Source organism: Kineococcus endophyticus (genome assembly GCF_040796495.1).
Taxonomy (GTDB): Bacteria; Actinomycetota; Actinomycetes; order Actinomycetales; family Kineococcaceae; genus Kineococcus; species Kineococcus endophyticus.
This window is the reverse complement of the sequence record NZ_JBFNQN010000012.1, coordinates 1-17,790: the sequence shown is the minus strand read 5'-3', so window position 1 is coordinate 17,790 and position 17,790 is coordinate 1. Positions and strand designations below refer to the sequence as shown.

Sequence of the window (17,790 nt, the reverse complement as noted above, 5' to 3'; positions counted from 1 at the left end):
GTCCCACCCAAACCCCCGGCGCCCTCCACGGCGCAGAGACGAGTGAGGCCCCCGATGAGAACACGGTTCGGAGTGGTCGGAGCCCTGGCCCTGACGATGGCGCTCGCCCTCGGTGGGTGCGGCGCGGCCGGCAGCGACGACGGCGCCGACGCGGGAGGTGCACCCGCCAAGGGTGGCGACCTGACGATGGCGCGCTCGGCGGACATCATCGCGATGGACAAGACGACGACGTTCGACAACAACTCCATCCGCGTGATGGAACAGATCATGGAGCCCCTGTTCCACGCCAGCGCGGACGGCACGAAGCTCGAACCCTGGCTGGCCACCGGCTACACCATCTCCGACGACCAGCTCACCTACACCATCCCGCTGCGCACCGACGTCACGTTCTCCAACGGCACGCCGATGACGGCGAAGGACGTGAAGTTCTCGATCGATGAGAACACCAAGACCGGCGCCGAGGGCTGGGGTTTCGTCAACGCGGCGATCGACACCGTCACGGCCACCGACGACCACACCGTCACCGTGAAGCTCAAGTACCCGTGGGCGCCCCTCATCGCCGACCTCTCGATCTTCTCCAACGGCGTCGTGCCGGAGGGTTACGGCGGCAAGACGGCCGAGGAGTTCTACACCGCCCCCGTCGGTACCGGTCCCTTCGTCTGGGACGGCTGGAAGAAGGGGCAGTCCCTCAAGCTCACGGCGAACGAGAAGTACTGGCAGAAGGGCAAGCCGTACCTGTCCAGCGTGCAGTGGAACGTCGTCCCCGACGCGAACACCCGCAAGCTGCAGGTCCAGGGCGGCCAGATCGACATCGACGACACGCCGGACTGGTCGAGCCTGTCGTCCTTGAAGGCGTCGGGCGACGTCAAGGCCGAGACGTTCCCGTCCACCCAGATCGACTACGTCGCCTTCAACCAGGCCCGCGCCCCGTTCGACGACGTCCACGTCCGCCGCGCGATCTCCTACGCCATCGACCGCGAGTCCCTCGTGAAGGCCGTCCTGTTCGGCAACGGCGAGGCCGCGAACTCCCTGCTCTCCCCCGGCACGCCGTACTACGACAAGAACGCCGGCGGTGCCACCTTCGACGTCGCCAAGGCCAAGGCCGAGCTCGCGCAGTCCTCGAAGCCGGACGGTTTCACCACGACGCTGCTCATCGCCTCGGGGAACCCGAACCAGGCCTCGGTCGCGCAGATCATGCAGTCGGAGCTGAAGGACATCGGCATCACGATGGAGATCAAGCAGCTCGACCCGACGGCGAACAAGCAGGCCCGGCTGGCGTCGGACTTCGACATGACCATCTCCGCCTGGACGATGGACATCCCCGACCCCGACCAGTGGACGTCCTTCGCGGTCGACCCGCAGGGCGGTTCGAAGTCGGCGTTCACCTCCTACGACAACCCCGAGGTCGTCGCCATCAACGCGCAGGCGCAGAAGGAGACCGACAGCGCCAAGCGGCAGGAGCTCTACACCCAGCTCCAGCAGAAGACGAGCGAGGACGCGTTCCTGGCCTACCTCTACTACTCGCCGTACGTCTACGCCTCGACGAGCAAGGTCCAGGGGTTCCACGTGACGCCGCTGGGCGGGTACCTGCTCCAGGACGTCTCCAAGAAGCAGTGACCGCCGGACGGGGGCGGGGAACACCCCGCCCCCGTCCCGCCACGCTGCGAAACCCCTTCGCGAACCCCCTCGTGAACCCCCCCGACGTGAACAAGGAGGTGGGACGGTGAGCCACCGTCTGCGGTTCATCCCCGGCCGTCTCGTGCAGTCCATCCCCGTCGCCTTCGGCGTCACGCTCATCGTCTTCCTCCTGGCCCACCTCCTCCCCGGCAACGCGGCCCTGGCCCTGCTGGGGGAACGCGCGACCGAGCAGAGCGTCGCCGCGCTCACGGCGAGGCTCGGCCTCGACGAACCGCTGTGGCGGCAGTACCTGCTCTTCCTCGGCCAGCTCGCCCACGGCGACCTCGGCACCAGCTTGACCTACCAGCTCCCGGTCACCCAGCTCGTCCTCGAGGCGATCCCGGTGACGCTGACCCTGCTGCTGTACGCGCTCGTGCTGGCCCTGCTCATCAGCGTGCCGCTCGCCGCCCTCGCCGCGTTCCGCCCCGGCGGCGCCCGCGACCTGGGTGTGCGGGGTTTCACCCTCGTCGGTCAGGGCATGCCGCAGTTCTGGGTGGGCATCATGCTCATCCTGCTGCTGGGCGTCAGCCTGCGGGCCTTCCCCGTCGGCGGGTACGGCGACACGGCGCTGGAGCACCTGTACCACCTGTTCCTGCCGGCGGTGACGCTCGCGATCGCCATGTCGCCGACCATCATCCGCAGCCTGCGCTCGTCGATGATCTCCGTGCTGGGTTCGGAGTACGTCGGGACCGCGAAGATGAAGGGGGCCTCGGGGGTGCAGCTGTTCCGCGGCCACGTCCTGCGCAACGCCGCCATCCCCACCGTCTCGATCATCGGCGTCAACCTCGGGTACCTCGTCGGCGGTTCCCTCGTCATCGAGCGCGTGTTCGCGCTGCCCGGTCTGGGGTCTCTGATGATCAACTCGATCTTCACCCGCGACTTCCCGACGATCCAGGGCGTCACCCTGTTCGTCGCGTTGTTCGTGGTCGTCGTCGGCATCCTCACCGACGTCGTCTACACGCTCCTCGACCCCCGGGTCGACCTCAGCCGGACGGCCCGCGCATGAGCACCCCCACCGCGCTCCTCGTCGAGCGCAGCGCCCGGCGCCGGGCCACCCGATCCCGGTCGCGCTCGCTGCAGCCCTGGTACCGCAACGGTTCCCTCGTCGCCGGGGGTGTCATCGTCGGGCTGCTCGTCCTCGTCGCGGTCCTCGCCCCGGTGCTCGCCCCCTACGACCCGGTGGAGCAGGACCTGGCGAACGCGTTGCAGTCCCCGTCGGGCGAGCACCTGCTCGGCACCGACAAGTACGGCCGCGACGTGCTGTCCCGGCTCATCTGGGGCGCCCGGGTCGACCTGCGGGTCGGGTTCCTCGCGGTCCTCATCCCGTTCGTCGTCGGCACCGTCGTCGGCGGGATCGCCGGCTACGCCGGGGGCTGGCTCGACACCGTGCTCATGCGCGTCGTCGACGTGTTCTTCGCCTTCCCGTTCTACGTCATGGTCATCGTCCTGGTCTTCGTCTTCGGGTCCGGCGAGTTCAGCATCTACATCGCCATCGCCGCCGTCTCCTGGGTCTCCTACGCCAAGATCGTCCGCGGCGAGGTCCTCGTCGCCAAGGAGCAGGACTACGTGGTCGCGGCCCGCCTCGGCGGCATGTCGCACGCGCGCATCCTCGTCCGGCACATCGGCCCGAACGTCCTGTCCCAGGCCGTCATCTACGGGATGAGCGACATCGTCATGGACATCATGGCGATCGTCACCCTGGGGTACCTCGGCCTCGGCATCGCCCCGCCGACGGCGGAGTGGGGTTCGATGATCAACGACGGCCAGGAGTTCATCACCACCCAGTGGCAGCAGGCGACCATCCCCGGTCTCGTCGTCGTCGTCACGAGTCTCGGTCTGTCCTGGCTCGGCGACGGGATCTCCGACCTCCTGAACCCGGAGAGGAGGAAGTGACCGTGGCCGCTTCCCTGCTCAGCGTCTCCGACCTCACCCTCGGCGTCCGCCGGCGCAACCGCCCCGACACCCGCATCGTGGAGGACCTCTCGCTCGAGGTCGCCGCCGGGGAACGGTTCGGGATCGTCGGGGAGTCCGGGTCCGGCAAGTCGCTCACGCTGCGTGCCGTCGCCGGGCTGCTCCCGCGGGGCGTCGAGGTGCTCTCCGGCAGCATCCGCTACGACGGCCGCGAACTCGTCGGGATGCCGGCGGCGCAGCGCCGCCGCCTCATGGGCCCGGAGATCGCGATGGTCTTCCAGGAGCCGATGACCGCGCTCAACCCCGTCGTCCGCGTCGGGGACCAGGTCGCGGAGGGCCCTCGGCGCCACCTCGGGCTGTCGAAGGCCGACGCCGCCCAGCTGGCGGTGGAGACGATGGCCCGCACCGGGATCCCGGACCCCGTCCGGCGGGCACGCGCCTACCCGCACGAACTGTCCGGCGGGCTGCGCCAGCGCATCATGATCGCGATGGCCGTCGCGTGCGGACCGCGGCTGCTGCTGTGCGACGAACCCACGACCGCGCTCGACGTCACCGTCCAGCACCAGGTGCTCAAGGTCCTGGAGGGGTTGTGCGACGACACCGGTACCGCGCTGGTGTTCGTCACCCACGACCTCGCCGTCGTGAACCAGACCTGCTCGGACGTAGCGGTCATGTACTCCGGCCACGTCGTGGAGTCCGGGTCCGTCCGCGACGTCCTCGGCGACCCGCGGCACCCGTACACGAAGGGGCTGCTCGACTCCGCCCCCGACTTCGACCAGCCCGACCGACGGCTCGTCCCCATCCCCGGGTTCCCCCCGAACCTCAGCGCCCGCCCGGCGGGGTGCCCGTTCGCCCCCCGGTGCGCGTTCGCCGTGGACGCCTGCACCGCGGCCGTCCCGCCGCGTGAACTCGTCGCCCCCGGACACGACGCCGCGTGCATCGAGACCCACCGCATCTTCGAAGGAGCACCCGCGTGAACGGGACGACCACCCCGGTGCTGCGGGCCGCGGGCGTCACCAAGACCTACCAGCTGCGCCCGTCGCTGGCGGCGCGGTTGACGCGGACCGAGCACCGCACGGACCTGCGCGCCCTCGACGGGGTCGACCTCGAGCTGCGCCGCGGGGAGGTCCTCGCCCTCGTCGGGGAGTCCGGGTCCGGCAAGTCCACGCTGGCCAAGGTCCTCGTCGGCAGCACGACGCCGAGCGGGGGTTCCCTCGAGCACGACGGGGAACCGGTGCCCGCGCGCCGCGGCAAGGACGCGAGCCGCCGGATCCAGATGGTGTTCCAGGACCCGTACTCCTCCCTGAACCCTCGCATCTCCGTGGCGTCGATGCTGCGCGAACTGCTGCTGCTGCACGACGTGGTCCCGCGCGCGCAGGTGCGCCAGGAGAGCGTCCGGCTGCTGAACCTCGTCGGGCTGGAGGAGGACGCCCTCGACGCCTACCCGAGCCAGTTCTCCGGCGGGCAGCGTCAGCGCCTGGCCATCGCCCGGGCCCTGGCCGTGCGCCCCGACGTCCTCATCGCCGACGAACCCGTCTCCGCGCTCGACGTGTCGGTGCAGGCCACGATCCTCGACCTGTTCGCGAGGCTGCAGCGCGACCTGGGCCTGAGCATCCTGTTCGTCGCCCACAACCTGGCCGTCGTCCAGCACCTCAGCCAGCGGGTCGCGGTCATGTACCTGGGGCGCATCGTCGAGGTCGCCGACACGGCTGAGCTGTTCGCGAACCCGCGGCACCCGTACACCCGGGCCCTCATCGACTCGATCCCGCGGATGCGGGCCGGCAGCGTCAACGAGGACTTCGTCTTGGAGGGCGAACCGCCGAGCCCCTACGACGTCCCGTCCGGGTGCCGGTTCAACCCGCGCTGCCCGTACGCCGTCGACGCCTGCCGGACGGTCGACCCGGCGTTGGAGACGGTCGTCCCCGGGCACGTCAGCGCGTGCCTGCTCGCGGAGGAACTGCCCGCGTTCCAGGCCCCGCCCGACCCGGCGGCGAGCACGGCCCTCGTCGACGTCCGCGAGGACTTCCCCGATGACGTCCCGCAGGACCACCCCGAAGAACCGAGAACACCGCACGCGAGGAGCACCGCACCGTGAAGGTCTGGATGTCGCTGGACATGGAGGGCGTCGCCGGGATCGTCGACTGGGACCAGTGCCGTCCCGGCAGTCCCGGGTACGCGCTGGGCTGCGCGCTGCTGCAGGACGAGGTGAACGCCGCGATCGAGGGCGCGGTCGCCGGCGGGGCGACCGAGGTCGTCCTCAACGACTCCCACAGCCGCATGGCGAACCTCGACCCGCGCAGGATCGCCGGAGAGGCGAAGTACCTGTCCGGTCGGCACAAGCCGATGTACATGATGCAGGGGCTCGACGAGACCGTGGACGCCGCGTTCTTCGTCGGGTACCACGGGTCGATCTCCGGGGAGGCCTCGGCGATGTCGCACACCTACAACCCCGAGGTCTTCTCCGGCGCGCGCCTCAACGGCCGCGCGGTGGGCGAGAGCGGCATCAACGCCCTCGTCGCCGACCACTACGGCGTCCCCATCGCGTTCGTCTCGGGCGACGAGGTGACGTGGGAGGAGACCGCCCCCTTCGCGCAGGGCGCGGTGAACGTCGTGACGAAGCAGTCGATCACCCGGGCCAGCGCCCTGAACCTGCACCCGAGCGAGTCGTGCCGCCTCATCCGGGCCGGCGCCGAGGAGGCCGTGCGCCGGGTCGCGGCGGGCGAGGTCTCGCTGCCGCGGGTCGAACGCCCCGCCGTCCTCGACCTGGACGTCCAGACCGCCGACATGGCCGACGTCGCCACCTGGGCGCGCGGGGCGGAACGCACCGGGACGCGCGAGGTGCGGATCCAGGGGGAGGACCTGCTGTCCGTCTTCCGGTCGTTCGTGGCCGTCAACTACATCACCCGTCAGGCAGGTGGCCGCTGATGCGCGACGAGGAGATGGTGGCGCGCCCGGTCGAGACGAGGCTGTGGCACGTGCCCGCGGCCGGGCCGTTCGCCCTGGCCCTGCACGGCGGGGCCGGGGGACGCATCGAGGAACTGTCCGCCGAGCGGCGCGAGTCGTTCGAGTCCGGGTTGCGCCGCGCCCACGGGGCCGGTCGCGCCGTGCTGGCCGACGGCGGGACGGCGCTCGACGCCGTCTGCGCGGCGGTCGAGCAGTTGGAGGACGACCCCCTGTTCAACGCCGGCCGCGGTGCGGCCCTGGCTGCGGACGGCACCGTCGAGCACGACGCGGCCGTCATGGACGACGAGGGCCGGGCCGGTGCCGTCGCGGTGTCCCGGCACGCCAAGAACCCCGTGCGGCTCGCCCGCGCGGTGCTGGAGAACAGCACGCACCTGCTGCTCGTCGACCCCTCCCGCGACCTGGCGACCGGCTGGGACCTCGAGGTCCGCGAGCAGGAGTACTTCGTCACCCAGGCCCGGCGGGAGCAGCTCGACCGCATCCACGCCCTGCGCCTGGCCGCCCCCCGCCACGGCACGGTCGGCGCCGTCGCGCGCGACCGGCACGGACGGGTCGCCGCGGCGACCTCGACGGGCGGCATGGCCGCGCAGAGCGCGGGCCGGGTCGGCGACAGCCCCGTCATCGGCGCCGGGACCTACGCCCGCGGCGACTCCCTCGCCGTGTCCTGCACGGGCGAGGGCGAGGCCTTCATCCGCGGCGTCGTGTCGTACGACATCGCCGCCCGGATGCGCTACCTCGGCGCCACGCTGCCGGACGCGGTGCGGGACACGGTGCTGGCGGAGCTGACGACCAAGGGTGCCAGCGGCGGCCTCGTCGCGGTCGCGCCCGACGGTAGCGTCGTGGCCGCCCACAACTCGCCCACCATGTTCGCCGCCTTCGAGGGGCAGGACGGACTCGTCCTGCTGACCTGAGCGGGCGCCGTCGTGCACGTCCTCGAGGAGAGCACCATGACCATCGACGAGGAGATCTTCGCCCGCATGGGCGAGCTGAGCCCCGCCGAGAAGAAGGTGGCGCGCGTCCTCCTGGCCTCCTGGCCCAGCGCCGGGCTGGAGAGCGCTGCGGCCGTCGCCAAGGCCGCCGGCACGAGCACGCCCACCGTGCTGCGCCTCGTGACGAGGCTCGGCATCGGCGGGTACCCGGACTTCCAGCGGCGGCTGCGCGAGGAGGTCACCCACCGCATGAGCAGTCCGGTGAACCGGACGGTGGAGGGTGCCCGCGAGCACGCCGAGCGCCCGGTGTTCCAAGCGGCGATCACCGAACGCCTCGGGCTCGTGGAGCAGCTCGCGGCCTCCGTCCCGCCCAGCGAGTTCGACCGGGCCGTCGAGGCCCTGGCGGGGAAGGCCAAGCAGGTCGTGGTGATGGGCGGCTACTTCAGCCGGTTCTCGGCCGAGCTGCTGGCGACGCAGCTGGACCAGGTCGTCCCCGCCGTCGACTTCGTGGCGCAGCCGGTCGGGCACGACATCGGCAAGCTCCTGCGGTTGTGCCCGGGATCGGTGGCGGTCGTCTTCGACTTCCGCCGCTACGAGCTGACCGCGAAGCAGGCCGCGGCGATCGCCAAGGGCCGCGGCGCGAAGGTCGTCGTCATCACCGACCCGGGCCTGTCGCCGGCGACGGAGAGCGCGGACGTCGTGCTCCCGGTGCCGGTGGACGGCCTGCCCTTCGACTCCGTCGTGGGCACGATCGCCCTCGTCGAGGCCCTCGTCGAGGCCGTCCTGCTCGCCACCGGGGACCGGGGCATCGACCGCATGAAGCAGTGGGAGGACACGGTGCAGATCGCCCGTGCCCACCGGAGCACCGAGGAGAGCACGTGAGTGGACTGACGGGCCGGACCGCGGTCGTCACCGGCACCGCCCAGGGCATCGGCCGGGCCATCGCCGACCGGCTGCAGGACGCCGGCGCCGCGGTGCGCGGCGTCGACCGCGACGAGGTCGACCTCGCGGACACCCGCGCGGTCGAGGAGTTCTTCGCGCAGGTCGGGGACGTCGACGTCCTCGTCAACTGCGCCGGTGGCGTCGTCGGCCAGACCCACACCCCCATCGACGAGCTCGCGGACGACGCCTGGGACGCCGTCGTCGCGGCCAACGTCGTGACCATGCGGAACTGCACGAGGGCCGCGGCCCGCTCCATGAAGCGCCGGGGTTTCGGGCGCATCGTCACCATCTCCTCCGGCGCGGGCCGCAGCGTCAGCCTCACCGGCATCCAGGCCTACACGACCGCCAAGGCCGCGCAGATCGGCTTCACCCGGCAGCTGGCCCACGAACTCGGCCCGTTCGGCATCACGGCGAACTGCATCGCGCCCGGGTTCGTCCTCTCCAACCCCACCACGCAGGCGCAGTGGGACTCCTACGGGACCGCGGGCCAGCAGGCCCTCCTGGAGCGCATCGCGGTGCGCCGCACGGGGACGCCGGACGACATCGCCCGCGGCGTCCTGTTCTTCGCCGACCCGGACGCGTCCTGGGTCAGCGGCCAGACCCTCTCCATCGACGGCGGGCACTCCCTCTTCTGAGGGGCCCCGCGAGGACGGAAACCCTGTGACCACCACCACCCCCGGGACGGCCGCCGACCAGCTGGCGGCGCTCGGCGAGCGCTACTTCCACGCCCAGCACACCTACGACCCGTACAACGCGACCCTGCTCGGCCTGACGGAGTTCGACCACCTGCCCGGAGACCCCTCGCGGGAGGCGAGCGCGCGGGCCGCCGCAGAGCTCGGGGCGGTGGCCGACGCCGCGGAGGCCCTGGACCCGGAGTCCTTGAGCGAGGCCGGAATCGTGGACCGCGGCGTCCTCGTCGCGCTCGCCCGCGGCGCGGCGCAGGACGCGGCGCACTCCCTGTGGGCCGCGAACGCCTCGGCCAAGGGCTACGTCAGCCGGCAGGGCCTGGTCTTCCAGGCGGTGCCCGCCATGACGACCGCGGACGCCGCCGGACGCGAGCGCTACCTACACCGGCTCGCGGGCCTGCCCGGGTTCTTCGGCGCCCTGGCCGACCGCTACGCGCAGGAGGCCACCGCCGGACGCGTCCCGACGCGCCTCGGGGTCGAGCACGCGGTGGAACAGCTCGAGGGCCACCTCGGCGCGGCCGTGGAGGAGGACGCCCTCCTCGCCCCGGCCCGCGCGTCCGGTGACACCGCCACGCAGGAGGAGGCCACCCGCCTCGTCCTCGACGAGGTGCGCCCCGCCCTGCGGACCCTGGCGGCCCGGCTGCGGGAGGACCTGCTTCCCGTGGCCCGCGACGGGGCCGACATCGGCATCCGCGCCGTGCCCGGCGGCCGGGAGGGGTACGCGGCCGCCGTCCGGCGGCACACGACGACCGACCTCACTCCCGAGGAGATCCACCAGCTCGGCCTGGACGTGCTGGCGGAGATGCGGGCGCAGTGGAGTGAGATCGGCACCCGCGCGCTGGGGGAGGGGGAGTTCTCGCGCATCACGCGGCGGCTGCGGGAGGACCCCGCCCTGCGGTTCCAGACGAGCGCGGAGATCCTCGCCGTCGCGCACGCCGCCCTCGCGCGGGCCGAGTCCGTCCGCGCCCGCTGGTTCCCGGACCTCGGCATCCCGGACTGCGTCATCGAGGAGATCAACCCCGTCGACGGGGCGGGCAGCGCGCTCGGCTACTACCGCCCCCCAGCCGTCGACGGCAGCCGGCCCGGCGCCTACTGCGTCCTGGCCGCCGACGCCCCCAGCCACTTCCGCTACGAGTACGAGGCGCTGTCCTTCCACGAGGCCGTCCCGGGTCACCACCTGCAACTCGCCTCCGCGCAACTGCTCGACATCCCCCGCTACCGCCGGCACCTGGACGTCGAGGCGTGCAGCTTCAACGAGGGCTGGGGCCTGTACTCCGAGCAGCTGGCCGACGAGATGGGCCTCTACAGCGACGACCTCGCCCGCCTGGGCATGCTGTCGTTCCGCGCGCTGCGGGCCTGCCGCCTCGTCGTCGACACCGGCATCCACCACTTCGGCTGGACGCGGGAACAGGCCGTGGAGTTCATGTACGAGAACACCGCCACGAGCCGCGGGCACGTGGAGAGCGAGGTCGACCGCTACACGGCCTGGCCCGGCCAGGCCCTCGCCTACATGGTGGGCTGCCGCGAGATCGCCCGGCTGCGCGCCCACGCGGAGGCGGCCCTGGGGGACCGGTTCTCCGTCGTCGCGTTCCACCGGACCGTCCTCTCCGTCGGGCCCGTCCCGCTCACCGTGCTCGGCGACGTCGTCGAGCGCCACGTCACCGCGACCCTCGCGTCGCACACCCCTGAGGACTGAGGAGGACCCCGTGGACGTCACCATCAACGGAGCGCGCCTGAACGTCGAGGTGCTGGGCCCGGAGGACGGCCCCGTCCTCATCGCCCACCACGGCGGCGGGGGCATCGGCTCGCTCGCCGAACCCCGGTCCACCTTCGGTCCGCTCGCCGACCGGTTCCGGGTCATCGTGTTCGACGCCCGCGGCTGCGGGCTCAGCGAGGGGGTCGGACCGTTCTCGCACGAGCAGTGGGCCGCGGACGTCGACGGGCTGCGGCAGTGGGCCGGCGCCGAGCGCGTCACGGTGGCCGGGGGTTCCTACGGCGGGTTCATCGCGCTGGAGTACGCCGTCCGCTACCCCGACCACGTGGACGCCGTGGTCCTGCGCGACACGTCCGCGGACGGCTCGAACCTCGAGCTCGCCTTCGAGAACGCCCGCCGGCAGACGAGGGTGGCGATCGACTGGGACCACTTCAACCGCTACTGGGGCGGGACGGTCCGCAGCGACGAAGAGCTCAAGGAGCTGTGGCGCGAGCTCATCCCCCTCTACGACGCCGACTACGACGAGGCCCGGTCGACCGCCGCCGTGGAGGCCGGGATCTACCGGCACGAGGCGCACAACGCGTGCTTCCAGGAGAACTTCCCCACCTACGACCTCAAACCCGACCTGCCGAACCTCACCGTCCCCGTCCTGGTGACGGTGGGCCGCCACGACTGGGTGACCCCCGTCAGCGCGTCCGAGACGATCGCGCGCCTCGTCCCGGACGCCGAACTGGTGGTGTTCGAGAACTCGGGGCACTCCCCGCAGAACGAGGAGCGCGAGGAGTTCCAGCGCGTGCTGCGCGCGTTCGTCGACCGCGCCGTGCCGGCGGGGGTGCCGGCGTGACGCTCTTCGTCATCGGCGCCGGCGCCATCGGTGGGACCCTTGGCGCCCACGCGTTCCGGGCCGGCCACGACGTCGTCCTCGTCGACGCCGACGCCGACCACGTCGCGGCCGTCCAGCGAGACGGGCTGCGGATCGAGGGACCGGTCGCGCAGTTCACCGTCCGGATCCCCGCGATCCTGCCCGGGGACCTGCCGGACACCGTCGAGCGCGCCGTCGTCGCGGTGAAGAGCCTGCACACCGCCTCGGCCGCGGAGCTGCTGCGCGACCGGCTCGCCCCCGACGGGTTCGTCCTCACGGTGCAGAACGGCCTCACCGCCGACGTCCTCGTCGAGGCCGTCGGCCGCGAGCGGGTCCTGTCCAGCTTCATCAACGTCGGGGCGGACCTCATGGGCCCCGGGGTGGTCCTGCAGGGGAACGTGGCGACGTTCCGCATCGGTGAGCTCGACGGCGGGGCGATCACCCCCCGCGTGCGGGAACTGGCCGAGGTCCTGCCGTACGCCGAGCCCACCGACAACGTCCTCGGGTTCCTGTGGGGCAAGGAGGTCTACGGCGCCATGATGTGGGCCGGCGCCGTGTCCGACCTGCCCATCGCCGAGACGCTGGAACGGCCCGAGTACCGCGAACTCATGACGGTGCTGTCGGAAGAGGTGCTGGCGCAGGCGCCCGTCCGGGTCGAAGGTTTCGACGGGTTCGAGCCGGACGACCTGCCCGGGTCCTTCGACCGGTTGGCCGCGTTCAACCGCCGCAGCGCCAAGACCCACTCCGGCATCTACCGCGACCTCGTGGTGCGCAAGCGCAAGACGGAGGTCGACGAGGTGCACAAGGACATCCAGGGTCCGGTCTTCGACCGGATCGTGGAGATGGTCCACGACATCGAGGAGGGCCGGCGGACCTGCGAGGTGGCGAACCTCGACGAGCTCGCCCGGTTCGTGGCGTCGCGGCGCGGGTCGCCGGCCTGACGTCCACCGCCGGTCGGGGACGCGCGCGGTAGCGTCCGGGCATGGCCTTCGACCGGCAACCGGTGCTCGCGAGCGACCTCGTCCTGCTGCGGCCGCTGCGTGCGGACGACGCGGAGCCGTTGCGCCGCATCGCCGCCGACCCGTTGCTGTGGGAGCAGCACCCGGCGAAGGACCGCACCGAGGAACCTGGGTTCCGCGCCTGGTTCGAGGAGGCGCTCGCCTCCGGCGGTGCGCTGGTCGCGGAGGACCGGGCGGACGGGAAGGTGTTCGGGACGTCGCGGTACGTGCTGCGCGGGCTGGACGCAGTGGAGATCGGCTGGACGTTCCTGGCCCGCTCCCGCTGGGGCGGGCGGTGGAACGGAGAGGTGAAGCGGCTCATGCTGGACCACGCGTTCGCCCTTCTGCCGAGCGTGGTGTTCACCGTGCACGCCGACAACGTGCGGTCCCAGCGGGCCGTGGAGCGGCTCGGTGCGCACCGCACGGGAACCCACGTCGACGGCCAGGGCCTGCACCAGGTGACGTACCGGCTCGACCGCGAGGCACCGGAGGTGGTCCGGTGATCGCCGTGCTCACGCTGCCGGTCGTCCTGCCGGTCCGGGGCGGGGAGGTCTCGCTGCGCCACGCCGACGAGAACGACCTGCACGCGGTGGTGGGGTTGCTCGCCGACGATCCCGTGAGCGCCGCCCGCGGTGACCGAGCGTCCGAGGCGGACGAACCCCTCTACCGCGCGGCGCTGCTGGAGATCCTCGCCGACCCCTCCAACGACCTCCTCGTGGCCGTCGTGGGGGAGGACGTGGTCGGAACCCTGCAGCTCACCCGGATCCCCGGCATGGCGCGGCGTGGTTCGGCGCGGCTGCTCGTCGAGGCGGTGCGGGTGCGCAGCACCCTGCGGTCGGGTGGGATCGGCACGGCGCTCATGCGCTGGGTCACCGACGTCGCCGCCCCCGCGACGGGTTCCTCGCTCGTCCAGCTGACGTCCGACAACGCCCGCACCGACGCCCACCGGTTCTACGAACGGCTGGGTTTCGCCGGGTCCCACCGGGGCTTCAAGTACGCGGTGCCGTCCCGTCCGACGTCCGGCTGAGCGCCAGGGACCCGAGCAGGGCCAGGGCCTGCGCCGACGTCGAACCCCGCTCGGCGTGGTAGACGACGAGCAGTTGCCCGTCCGTCCCGCCGACGGCCAGCTTCTCGCGGCGCAGTTCCAGCAGACCCACCTCCGGGTGCTGCAACCGGGCCGTCCCACCGGCCAGGTCGCGCACGTCGTGCCGCGCCCAGAGCCGGGCGAACTCCGGGCTGGCCAGGGAGAGTTCCCCGACGAGCCGGGCCACCCGCGGGTCGTCCGTCCCGGCACCGACGGACGCACGGAACGCGGCGACCATCCCCGCACGCGCCTGCTCGGGGTCGAGCACGACCGCGCGCTCCGCCTCGTCGAGGAACACCGCGCGCAACCGGTTCTGCCCGACGCGCAACGAGGGCCACAGCGCCGACGCCAGTGGGTTCGCCGCCAGCACCTCGAACGTGCGGTCCTCGACGAACGCGGGCAGGTCGAGCGCGTCGAGCAGCTGCCGCGTGCCCACCGGGACGACGTCCCGTGGCCGCCGCCGCGGGCCGGGTCCTCCCGGCGTCGCCAGGCTCAGGAGGTGGTCGGTCCCTGCGGCGTCGAGCTGCAGCACCCGCGCGACGGCCTGCAGGACCTGTCGCGACGGGTTCCGGTCCCGCCCCTGCTCGAGCCGCAGGTAGTAGTCGGCGCTGATGCCCGCGAGCGTGGCCACCTCCTCGCGCCGCAGCCCGGGGGTTCGGCGCACACCGGTCACCCGGACCCCGACGTCGGTGGGGTCGAGGAGTTCGCGCCGGGCGCGGAGGAACTCACCCAGGGGGTTCTGCGGCACCGGACCAGCGTAGGCGCGGATCCCAGGAGCAGCCTGGTCCCCGCAGTCCCAGGAACGGGCCGGTGCTGCCTGACGGCCCTGGTCCAGGCGCAGCCTGTCGGCATGACCACCACCCACGACACCGCACGCAGAACCTTCCCCGTCGGCGACCTCGACCTCGCCCGCACGGGGTTCGGCGCCATGCAGCTCGCCGGCCCGGGCGTCTTCGGCCCGCCGCGGGACCGCGACGAAGCCCTCGCCGTGCTCCGAGCCCTGCCGGAGCTCGGCGTGAACCACGTCGACACCGCCGACTTCTACGGCCCCCACGTCGTCAACGAGCTGGTCCGCGAGGCGTTCACCCCCGCCGACTCGGTGCACGTCGTGACGAAGGTCGGCGCCGTCCGCGACGGGAGCGGGGCCTGGATCCCGGCCACCGACCCCGACCAGCTCGTCGCCCAGGTGCACCAGAACCTGCGCACCCTGGGCGTCGACGCGCTCGAGGTCGTCAACCTGCGCGTCGGCGGCGGCGCCGACGGCCACTCCGCGGTGCCGGGCTCGATCGCCGAGCGGTTCGGAGCCCTCGCCGAGCTCCGCGCGCAGGGACTCGTCCGCCACCTCGGCCTCAGCACCGTCGACCTCGCCCAGCTCGACGAGGCGCAGGCCATCGCCCCCGTCGTCTGCGTCCAGAACCTGTACAACGTCGCGCACCGCGAGGACGAGGAACTCCTCCGCGCGACGCGCGAGCGCGGCATCGCCTACGTCCCCTACTTCCCGCTCGGCGGGTTCTCCCCGCTGCAGTCCCGGACGCTCGACGACGTCGCCGCCGGGCTGGGCCGGTCCCGTCTGTCCGTCGCCCTCGCCTGGCTGCTGCAGCGATCGCCCAACGTCCTGCTCATCCCCGGGACGTCCTCGGTCGCGCACCTGCGCGAGAACGTCGCCGGCGCGGCCGAGCCGTTGCCGTCCGACGCGGTGGCGGCGCTCGACGCGCTCGGCACGACGGCGCCGGAACCGCGCCCGTAGGCGGTGCGTCCCAGCGGCGTGCTGCGCCGTCGCGAGCTCCTGGCCCTGTCCGCCGTCGGCGCGCTCACGGCGTGCGGTCGTTCGGCCGGTGGATCGCCGGGTGAGAGCCCGGCGTGGCCCGGTGAGCTGACGGTCCTCACGGGTGGGTGGCGGGAGCTGCCTGCGACACCGGTGAGCCCGCGCCGCGCGCCGACGCTCACCTGGACGGGCACCGAGCTCCTCGTGACCGGCGGCGTCGGCCGCGAGGTCGGGCCACCGGTCAGCTGTCCGCCGGGGGCCTTGTGCGTCCCGCCCGAGACGGAACCGCTCGACGGCAGCGGTGCGTTCGACCCGGTGTCGAGGACGTGGCGCAGGCTCACCGGGGGCAACGTGTTCCACCACGGGCCCGCCTGGACCGGTCGGCTCCTGACGGACGGGGGGACCTGGTTCGACCCCGCCACGGACCAGACAGGTCGGGCCCCTGAGAACGGCCTCCTCGTCTACGCGCCCGCGTCCTGGTCCGGCACGGAAGTCCTCTGCGTCGGGACGGACGGCAGCGGACAGCCCGTCCCGCACACCCTCTGGGCGTGGGACCCGTCGACGGGAGCGACCAGGACCAGCCGTGTTCCCGGCCCCGACTCGGGGGAGACCTGCCACCTGGCGTGGGCCGGTGGCGAGCTGCTCGTCGAGTCGACCCTGGTGCCCGCCGGCGGCGACGTCACCCCCGTCCACGCGTACGACCCGCAGGCGGACCGGTGGCGGCCGACGGCACTGGCGGCGTCGGCACCCGGCTCCACTCCCCTCGGGAGCTGGGACGGCAGCCGACTCGTCCGGCTCAGGGGGTCCTCGCAGGACGGGTTCCCGGACGACGTCCGGCAGCTGGACCTCGTCGATCCGCAGGACGGCTCGTCGTCGGCGGTCGAGGTGCCGACCGCCCTGACGACCGGCGGCTGGACGCCGCAGGTGGTGGTCGGCCCCGGCCGCGTCGCCGTCGGTCTGGGCGGCCGGTTCGCGGTCCTGGACGGCGAGACCTGGACGGCGCTGCCGGAACTACCGGACGTCGAGGCGACGACGATCCCCACCGCCGCGTGGGCGGGGGAGCGCCTCGTCGTCTGGGACGACGCGATGCACCGCACCGGGTGGTCCTTCGAGATGGCCTGACCCGGTCGGCGTCAGACCAGCGCGGCCACGACGGTGCGGCACCGCACCGGGTCGGTCGTCAGCCCGACGTCGACGGCCCACGACCAGTAGTCGACGGTGCGCGCCACGACCCACTCCCGCGCGAGCCCCTCGTCCAGGCCGCCCGCCGCGCAGATCGACCGCAGCAGGGCCGGCAGGTCGCGCCCCGCGGGGTGGTCGACGAGCCTCCAGAGGAGTTCGGGCATCGAGCGTTCCGGCGGACCGGCCAGGGGTTTCGGGTCCACGACGACCCGACCCGCGCCCGGGCGCCGCAGGACGTTGTCCGGGGTGAGGTCCGCGTGCACGAGGGTCTGCGCCCCGGCGCGCCCGCTGAGGCGTTCCGCCGCCCGCCGGGACGCCTCCACCCACCGCTCCGGGAGGGGGTTCCTCAGCCGTCGTTGCCGGTCCCCGACCGTGCGGGCGATCTGCTCGGCCTCCGCCGCCGTGGTCGGCGTCCCGTCGGGTGCGGGCACCGCGAGTTCGCGCAGCAACCGGCCCACCGCGCGGCTCACCTCCTCGGGCGGGCAGTCGACCAGGCTGCGGGAGGCGTCCAGCCGCTCGAGGAGCAGGACGTCACCCTCCACGTCGTAGTCCAGGAGCCGGACCGCCCCGCGGCCGGCCCAGGTCCGCAGTGCGGTCGCCTCACCGCGGACGTCGTCGTCCCGGTGGGAGAGCTTCAGCACGCAGGCCTCGCCGTCCCGGCGCACGGGCAGGACGAGGGCGTGGGCGCCGTGCGCGGGAACTCCGTCGTCGGGTTCCAGCGACCACCGTGCGCACGAGGCGGCGACGAGGTCGGGGAGCCCGTCGAGCCAGCGCTGCGCGTCCGGCCCCGTGAGGGCCGGGCTCTCCCGCAACCCGGCGGGTACGAGGCGGCGTGCGTGGGCGACGTCCACCCGCCCAGGCTGCCGCGCGACGTCGGTCACCCGCAACAGCGTTGTGCGGGAACGCTGCAGCCATCGCGCCGTCCGGGCGCGACACGCCGGTTGCGAGCGAGTGTGGACGGGATGGGTGCAGCGTTCCTGCACACCCCCGGCCCGCCGCCAGGTCACCGGCAGTCGGCGACGACGGCCGAGGGCACGGGGCCGTGCTGGTCGCGGGTCGACACCACCGCGACCAGCACG

18 protein-coding genes are annotated in these 17,790 nt (G+C 73.0%); 16 read left to right on the top strand and 2 right to left on the bottom strand.

Annotated features, from left to right (window positions below):
* Window positions 1-54 precede the first annotated feature (54 nt).
* The 14 genes from AB1207_RS17005 to AB1207_RS16940 all read left to right on the top strand — a co-directional run bounded on the left by AB1207_RS17005 (window position 55) and on the right by AB1207_RS16940 (window position 13,707).
* Complete coding sequence (locus tag AB1207_RS17005) at window positions 55-1,617, top strand: ABC transporter substrate-binding protein (RefSeq protein ID WP_367639591.1); 1,563 nt, start codon at window positions 55-57, stop codon at window positions 1,615-1,617.
* A gap of 106 nt (window positions 1,618-1,723) precedes the next feature.
* On the top strand, window positions 1,724-2,683 hold the full coding sequence (locus tag AB1207_RS17000) for an ABC transporter permease (RefSeq protein WP_367639590.1): 960 nt from the start codon (window positions 1,724-1,726) through the stop codon (window positions 2,681-2,683).
* The gene (locus AB1207_RS16995) at window positions 2,680-3,570 is read left to right on the top strand and encodes an ABC transporter permease (RefSeq protein WP_367639589.1); all 891 of its coding nucleotides are present in this window, start codon (window positions 2,680-2,682) and stop codon (window positions 3,568-3,570) included. Before AB1207_RS17000 ends, AB1207_RS16995 begins: the two co-directional genes overlap by 4 nt.
* Before the next feature lie 2 nt (window positions 3,571-3,572).
* Window positions 3,573-4,565 carry an ABC transporter ATP-binding protein gene (locus AB1207_RS16990; protein ID WP_367639588.1) on the top strand — a complete coding sequence of 331 codons (993 nt, stop codon included), beginning with the start codon at window positions 3,573-3,575 and terminating at the stop codon, window positions 4,563-4,565.
* The gene (locus AB1207_RS16985; protein ID WP_367639587.1) at window positions 4,562-5,683 is read left to right on the top strand and encodes an ABC transporter ATP-binding protein; all 1,122 of its coding nucleotides are present in this window, start codon (window positions 4,562-4,564) and stop codon (window positions 5,681-5,683) included. The genes AB1207_RS16990 and AB1207_RS16985 overlap by 4 nt, the downstream gene beginning before the upstream one ends.
* A complete protein-coding gene (locus tag AB1207_RS16980; RefSeq protein WP_367639586.1) occupies window positions 5,680-6,513 on the top strand; it encodes a M55 family metallopeptidase in 834 nt (277 codons plus the stop codon). The genes AB1207_RS16985 and AB1207_RS16980 overlap by 4 nt, the downstream gene beginning before the upstream one ends.
* Window positions 6,513-7,460 (top strand): isoaspartyl peptidase/L-asparaginase family protein, encoded by a 948-nt coding sequence (locus AB1207_RS16975; RefSeq protein ID WP_367639584.1) that lies wholly within the window; start codon window positions 6,513-6,515, stop codon window positions 7,458-7,460. The genes AB1207_RS16980 and AB1207_RS16975 overlap by 1 nt, the downstream gene beginning before the upstream one ends.
* A gap of 36 nt (window positions 7,461-7,496) precedes the next feature.
* Complete coding sequence (locus tag AB1207_RS16970) at window positions 7,497-8,360, top strand: MurR/RpiR family transcriptional regulator (RefSeq protein WP_367639583.1); 864 nt, start codon at window positions 7,497-7,499, stop codon at window positions 8,358-8,360.
* Entirely contained in the window at window positions 8,357-9,055 is a 699-nt protein-coding gene (locus AB1207_RS16965; protein ID WP_367639582.1) for an SDR family NAD(P)-dependent oxidoreductase, read from the top strand. Before AB1207_RS16970 ends, AB1207_RS16965 begins: the two co-directional genes overlap by 4 nt.
* A 25-nt stretch (window positions 9,056-9,080) precedes the next feature.
* Window positions 9,081-10,802, top strand: a complete 1,722-nt coding sequence (locus tag AB1207_RS16960) for a DUF885 domain-containing protein (RefSeq protein ID WP_367639581.1) — start codon at window positions 9,081-9,083, stop codon at window positions 10,800-10,802.
* Window positions 10,803-10,812: 10 nt separating this feature from the next.
* Entirely contained in the window at window positions 10,813-11,664 is an 852-nt protein-coding gene (locus AB1207_RS16955; protein WP_367639580.1) for an alpha/beta fold hydrolase, read from the top strand.
* On the top strand, window positions 11,661-12,623 hold the full coding sequence (locus AB1207_RS16950) for a ketopantoate reductase family protein (protein ID WP_367639579.1): 963 nt from the start codon (window positions 11,661-11,663) through the stop codon (window positions 12,621-12,623). Before AB1207_RS16955 ends, AB1207_RS16950 begins: the two co-directional genes overlap by 4 nt.
* Window positions 12,624-12,664: 41 nt before the next feature.
* Window positions 12,665-13,183: a GNAT family N-acetyltransferase gene (locus tag AB1207_RS16945; RefSeq protein ID WP_367639578.1), complete on the top strand. Its 519-nt coding sequence runs from the start codon at window positions 12,665-12,667 to the stop codon at window positions 13,181-13,183.
* Entirely contained in the window at window positions 13,180-13,707 is a 528-nt protein-coding gene (locus tag AB1207_RS16940; protein ID WP_367639577.1) for a GNAT family N-acetyltransferase, read from the top strand. Before AB1207_RS16945 ends, AB1207_RS16940 begins: the two co-directional genes overlap by 4 nt.
* On the opposite strand, the gene AB1207_RS16935 is transcribed toward AB1207_RS16940, so the two are convergent.
* Window positions 13,670-14,512 (bottom strand): helix-turn-helix domain-containing protein, encoded by an 843-nt coding sequence (locus AB1207_RS16935; RefSeq protein ID WP_367639576.1) that lies wholly within the window; start codon window positions 14,510-14,512, stop codon window positions 13,670-13,672. The genes AB1207_RS16940 and AB1207_RS16935 overlap by 38 nt on opposite strands.
* Window positions 14,513-14,614: 102 nt before the next feature.
* On the opposite strand from AB1207_RS16935, the gene AB1207_RS16930 reads away from it, so the two are divergent.
* Complete coding sequence (locus tag AB1207_RS16930; protein ID WP_367639575.1) at window positions 14,615-15,511, top strand: oxidoreductase; 897 nt, start codon at window positions 14,615-14,617, stop codon at window positions 15,509-15,511.
* A gap of 3 nt (window positions 15,512-15,514) precedes the next feature.
* Window positions 15,515-16,651 (top strand): Kelch repeat-containing protein, encoded by a 1,137-nt coding sequence (locus AB1207_RS16925; protein ID WP_367639574.1) that lies wholly within the window; start codon window positions 15,515-15,517, stop codon window positions 16,649-16,651.
* Window positions 16,652-16,662: 11 nt separating this feature from the next.
* On the opposite strand, the gene AB1207_RS16920 is transcribed toward AB1207_RS16925, so the two are convergent.
* Window positions 16,663-17,562 carry an aminoglycoside phosphotransferase family protein gene (locus tag AB1207_RS16920; RefSeq protein ID WP_367639573.1) on the bottom strand — a complete coding sequence of 300 codons (900 nt, stop codon included), beginning with the start codon at window positions 17,560-17,562 and terminating at the stop codon, window positions 16,663-16,665.
* Window positions 17,563-17,790 lie beyond the last annotated feature (228 nt).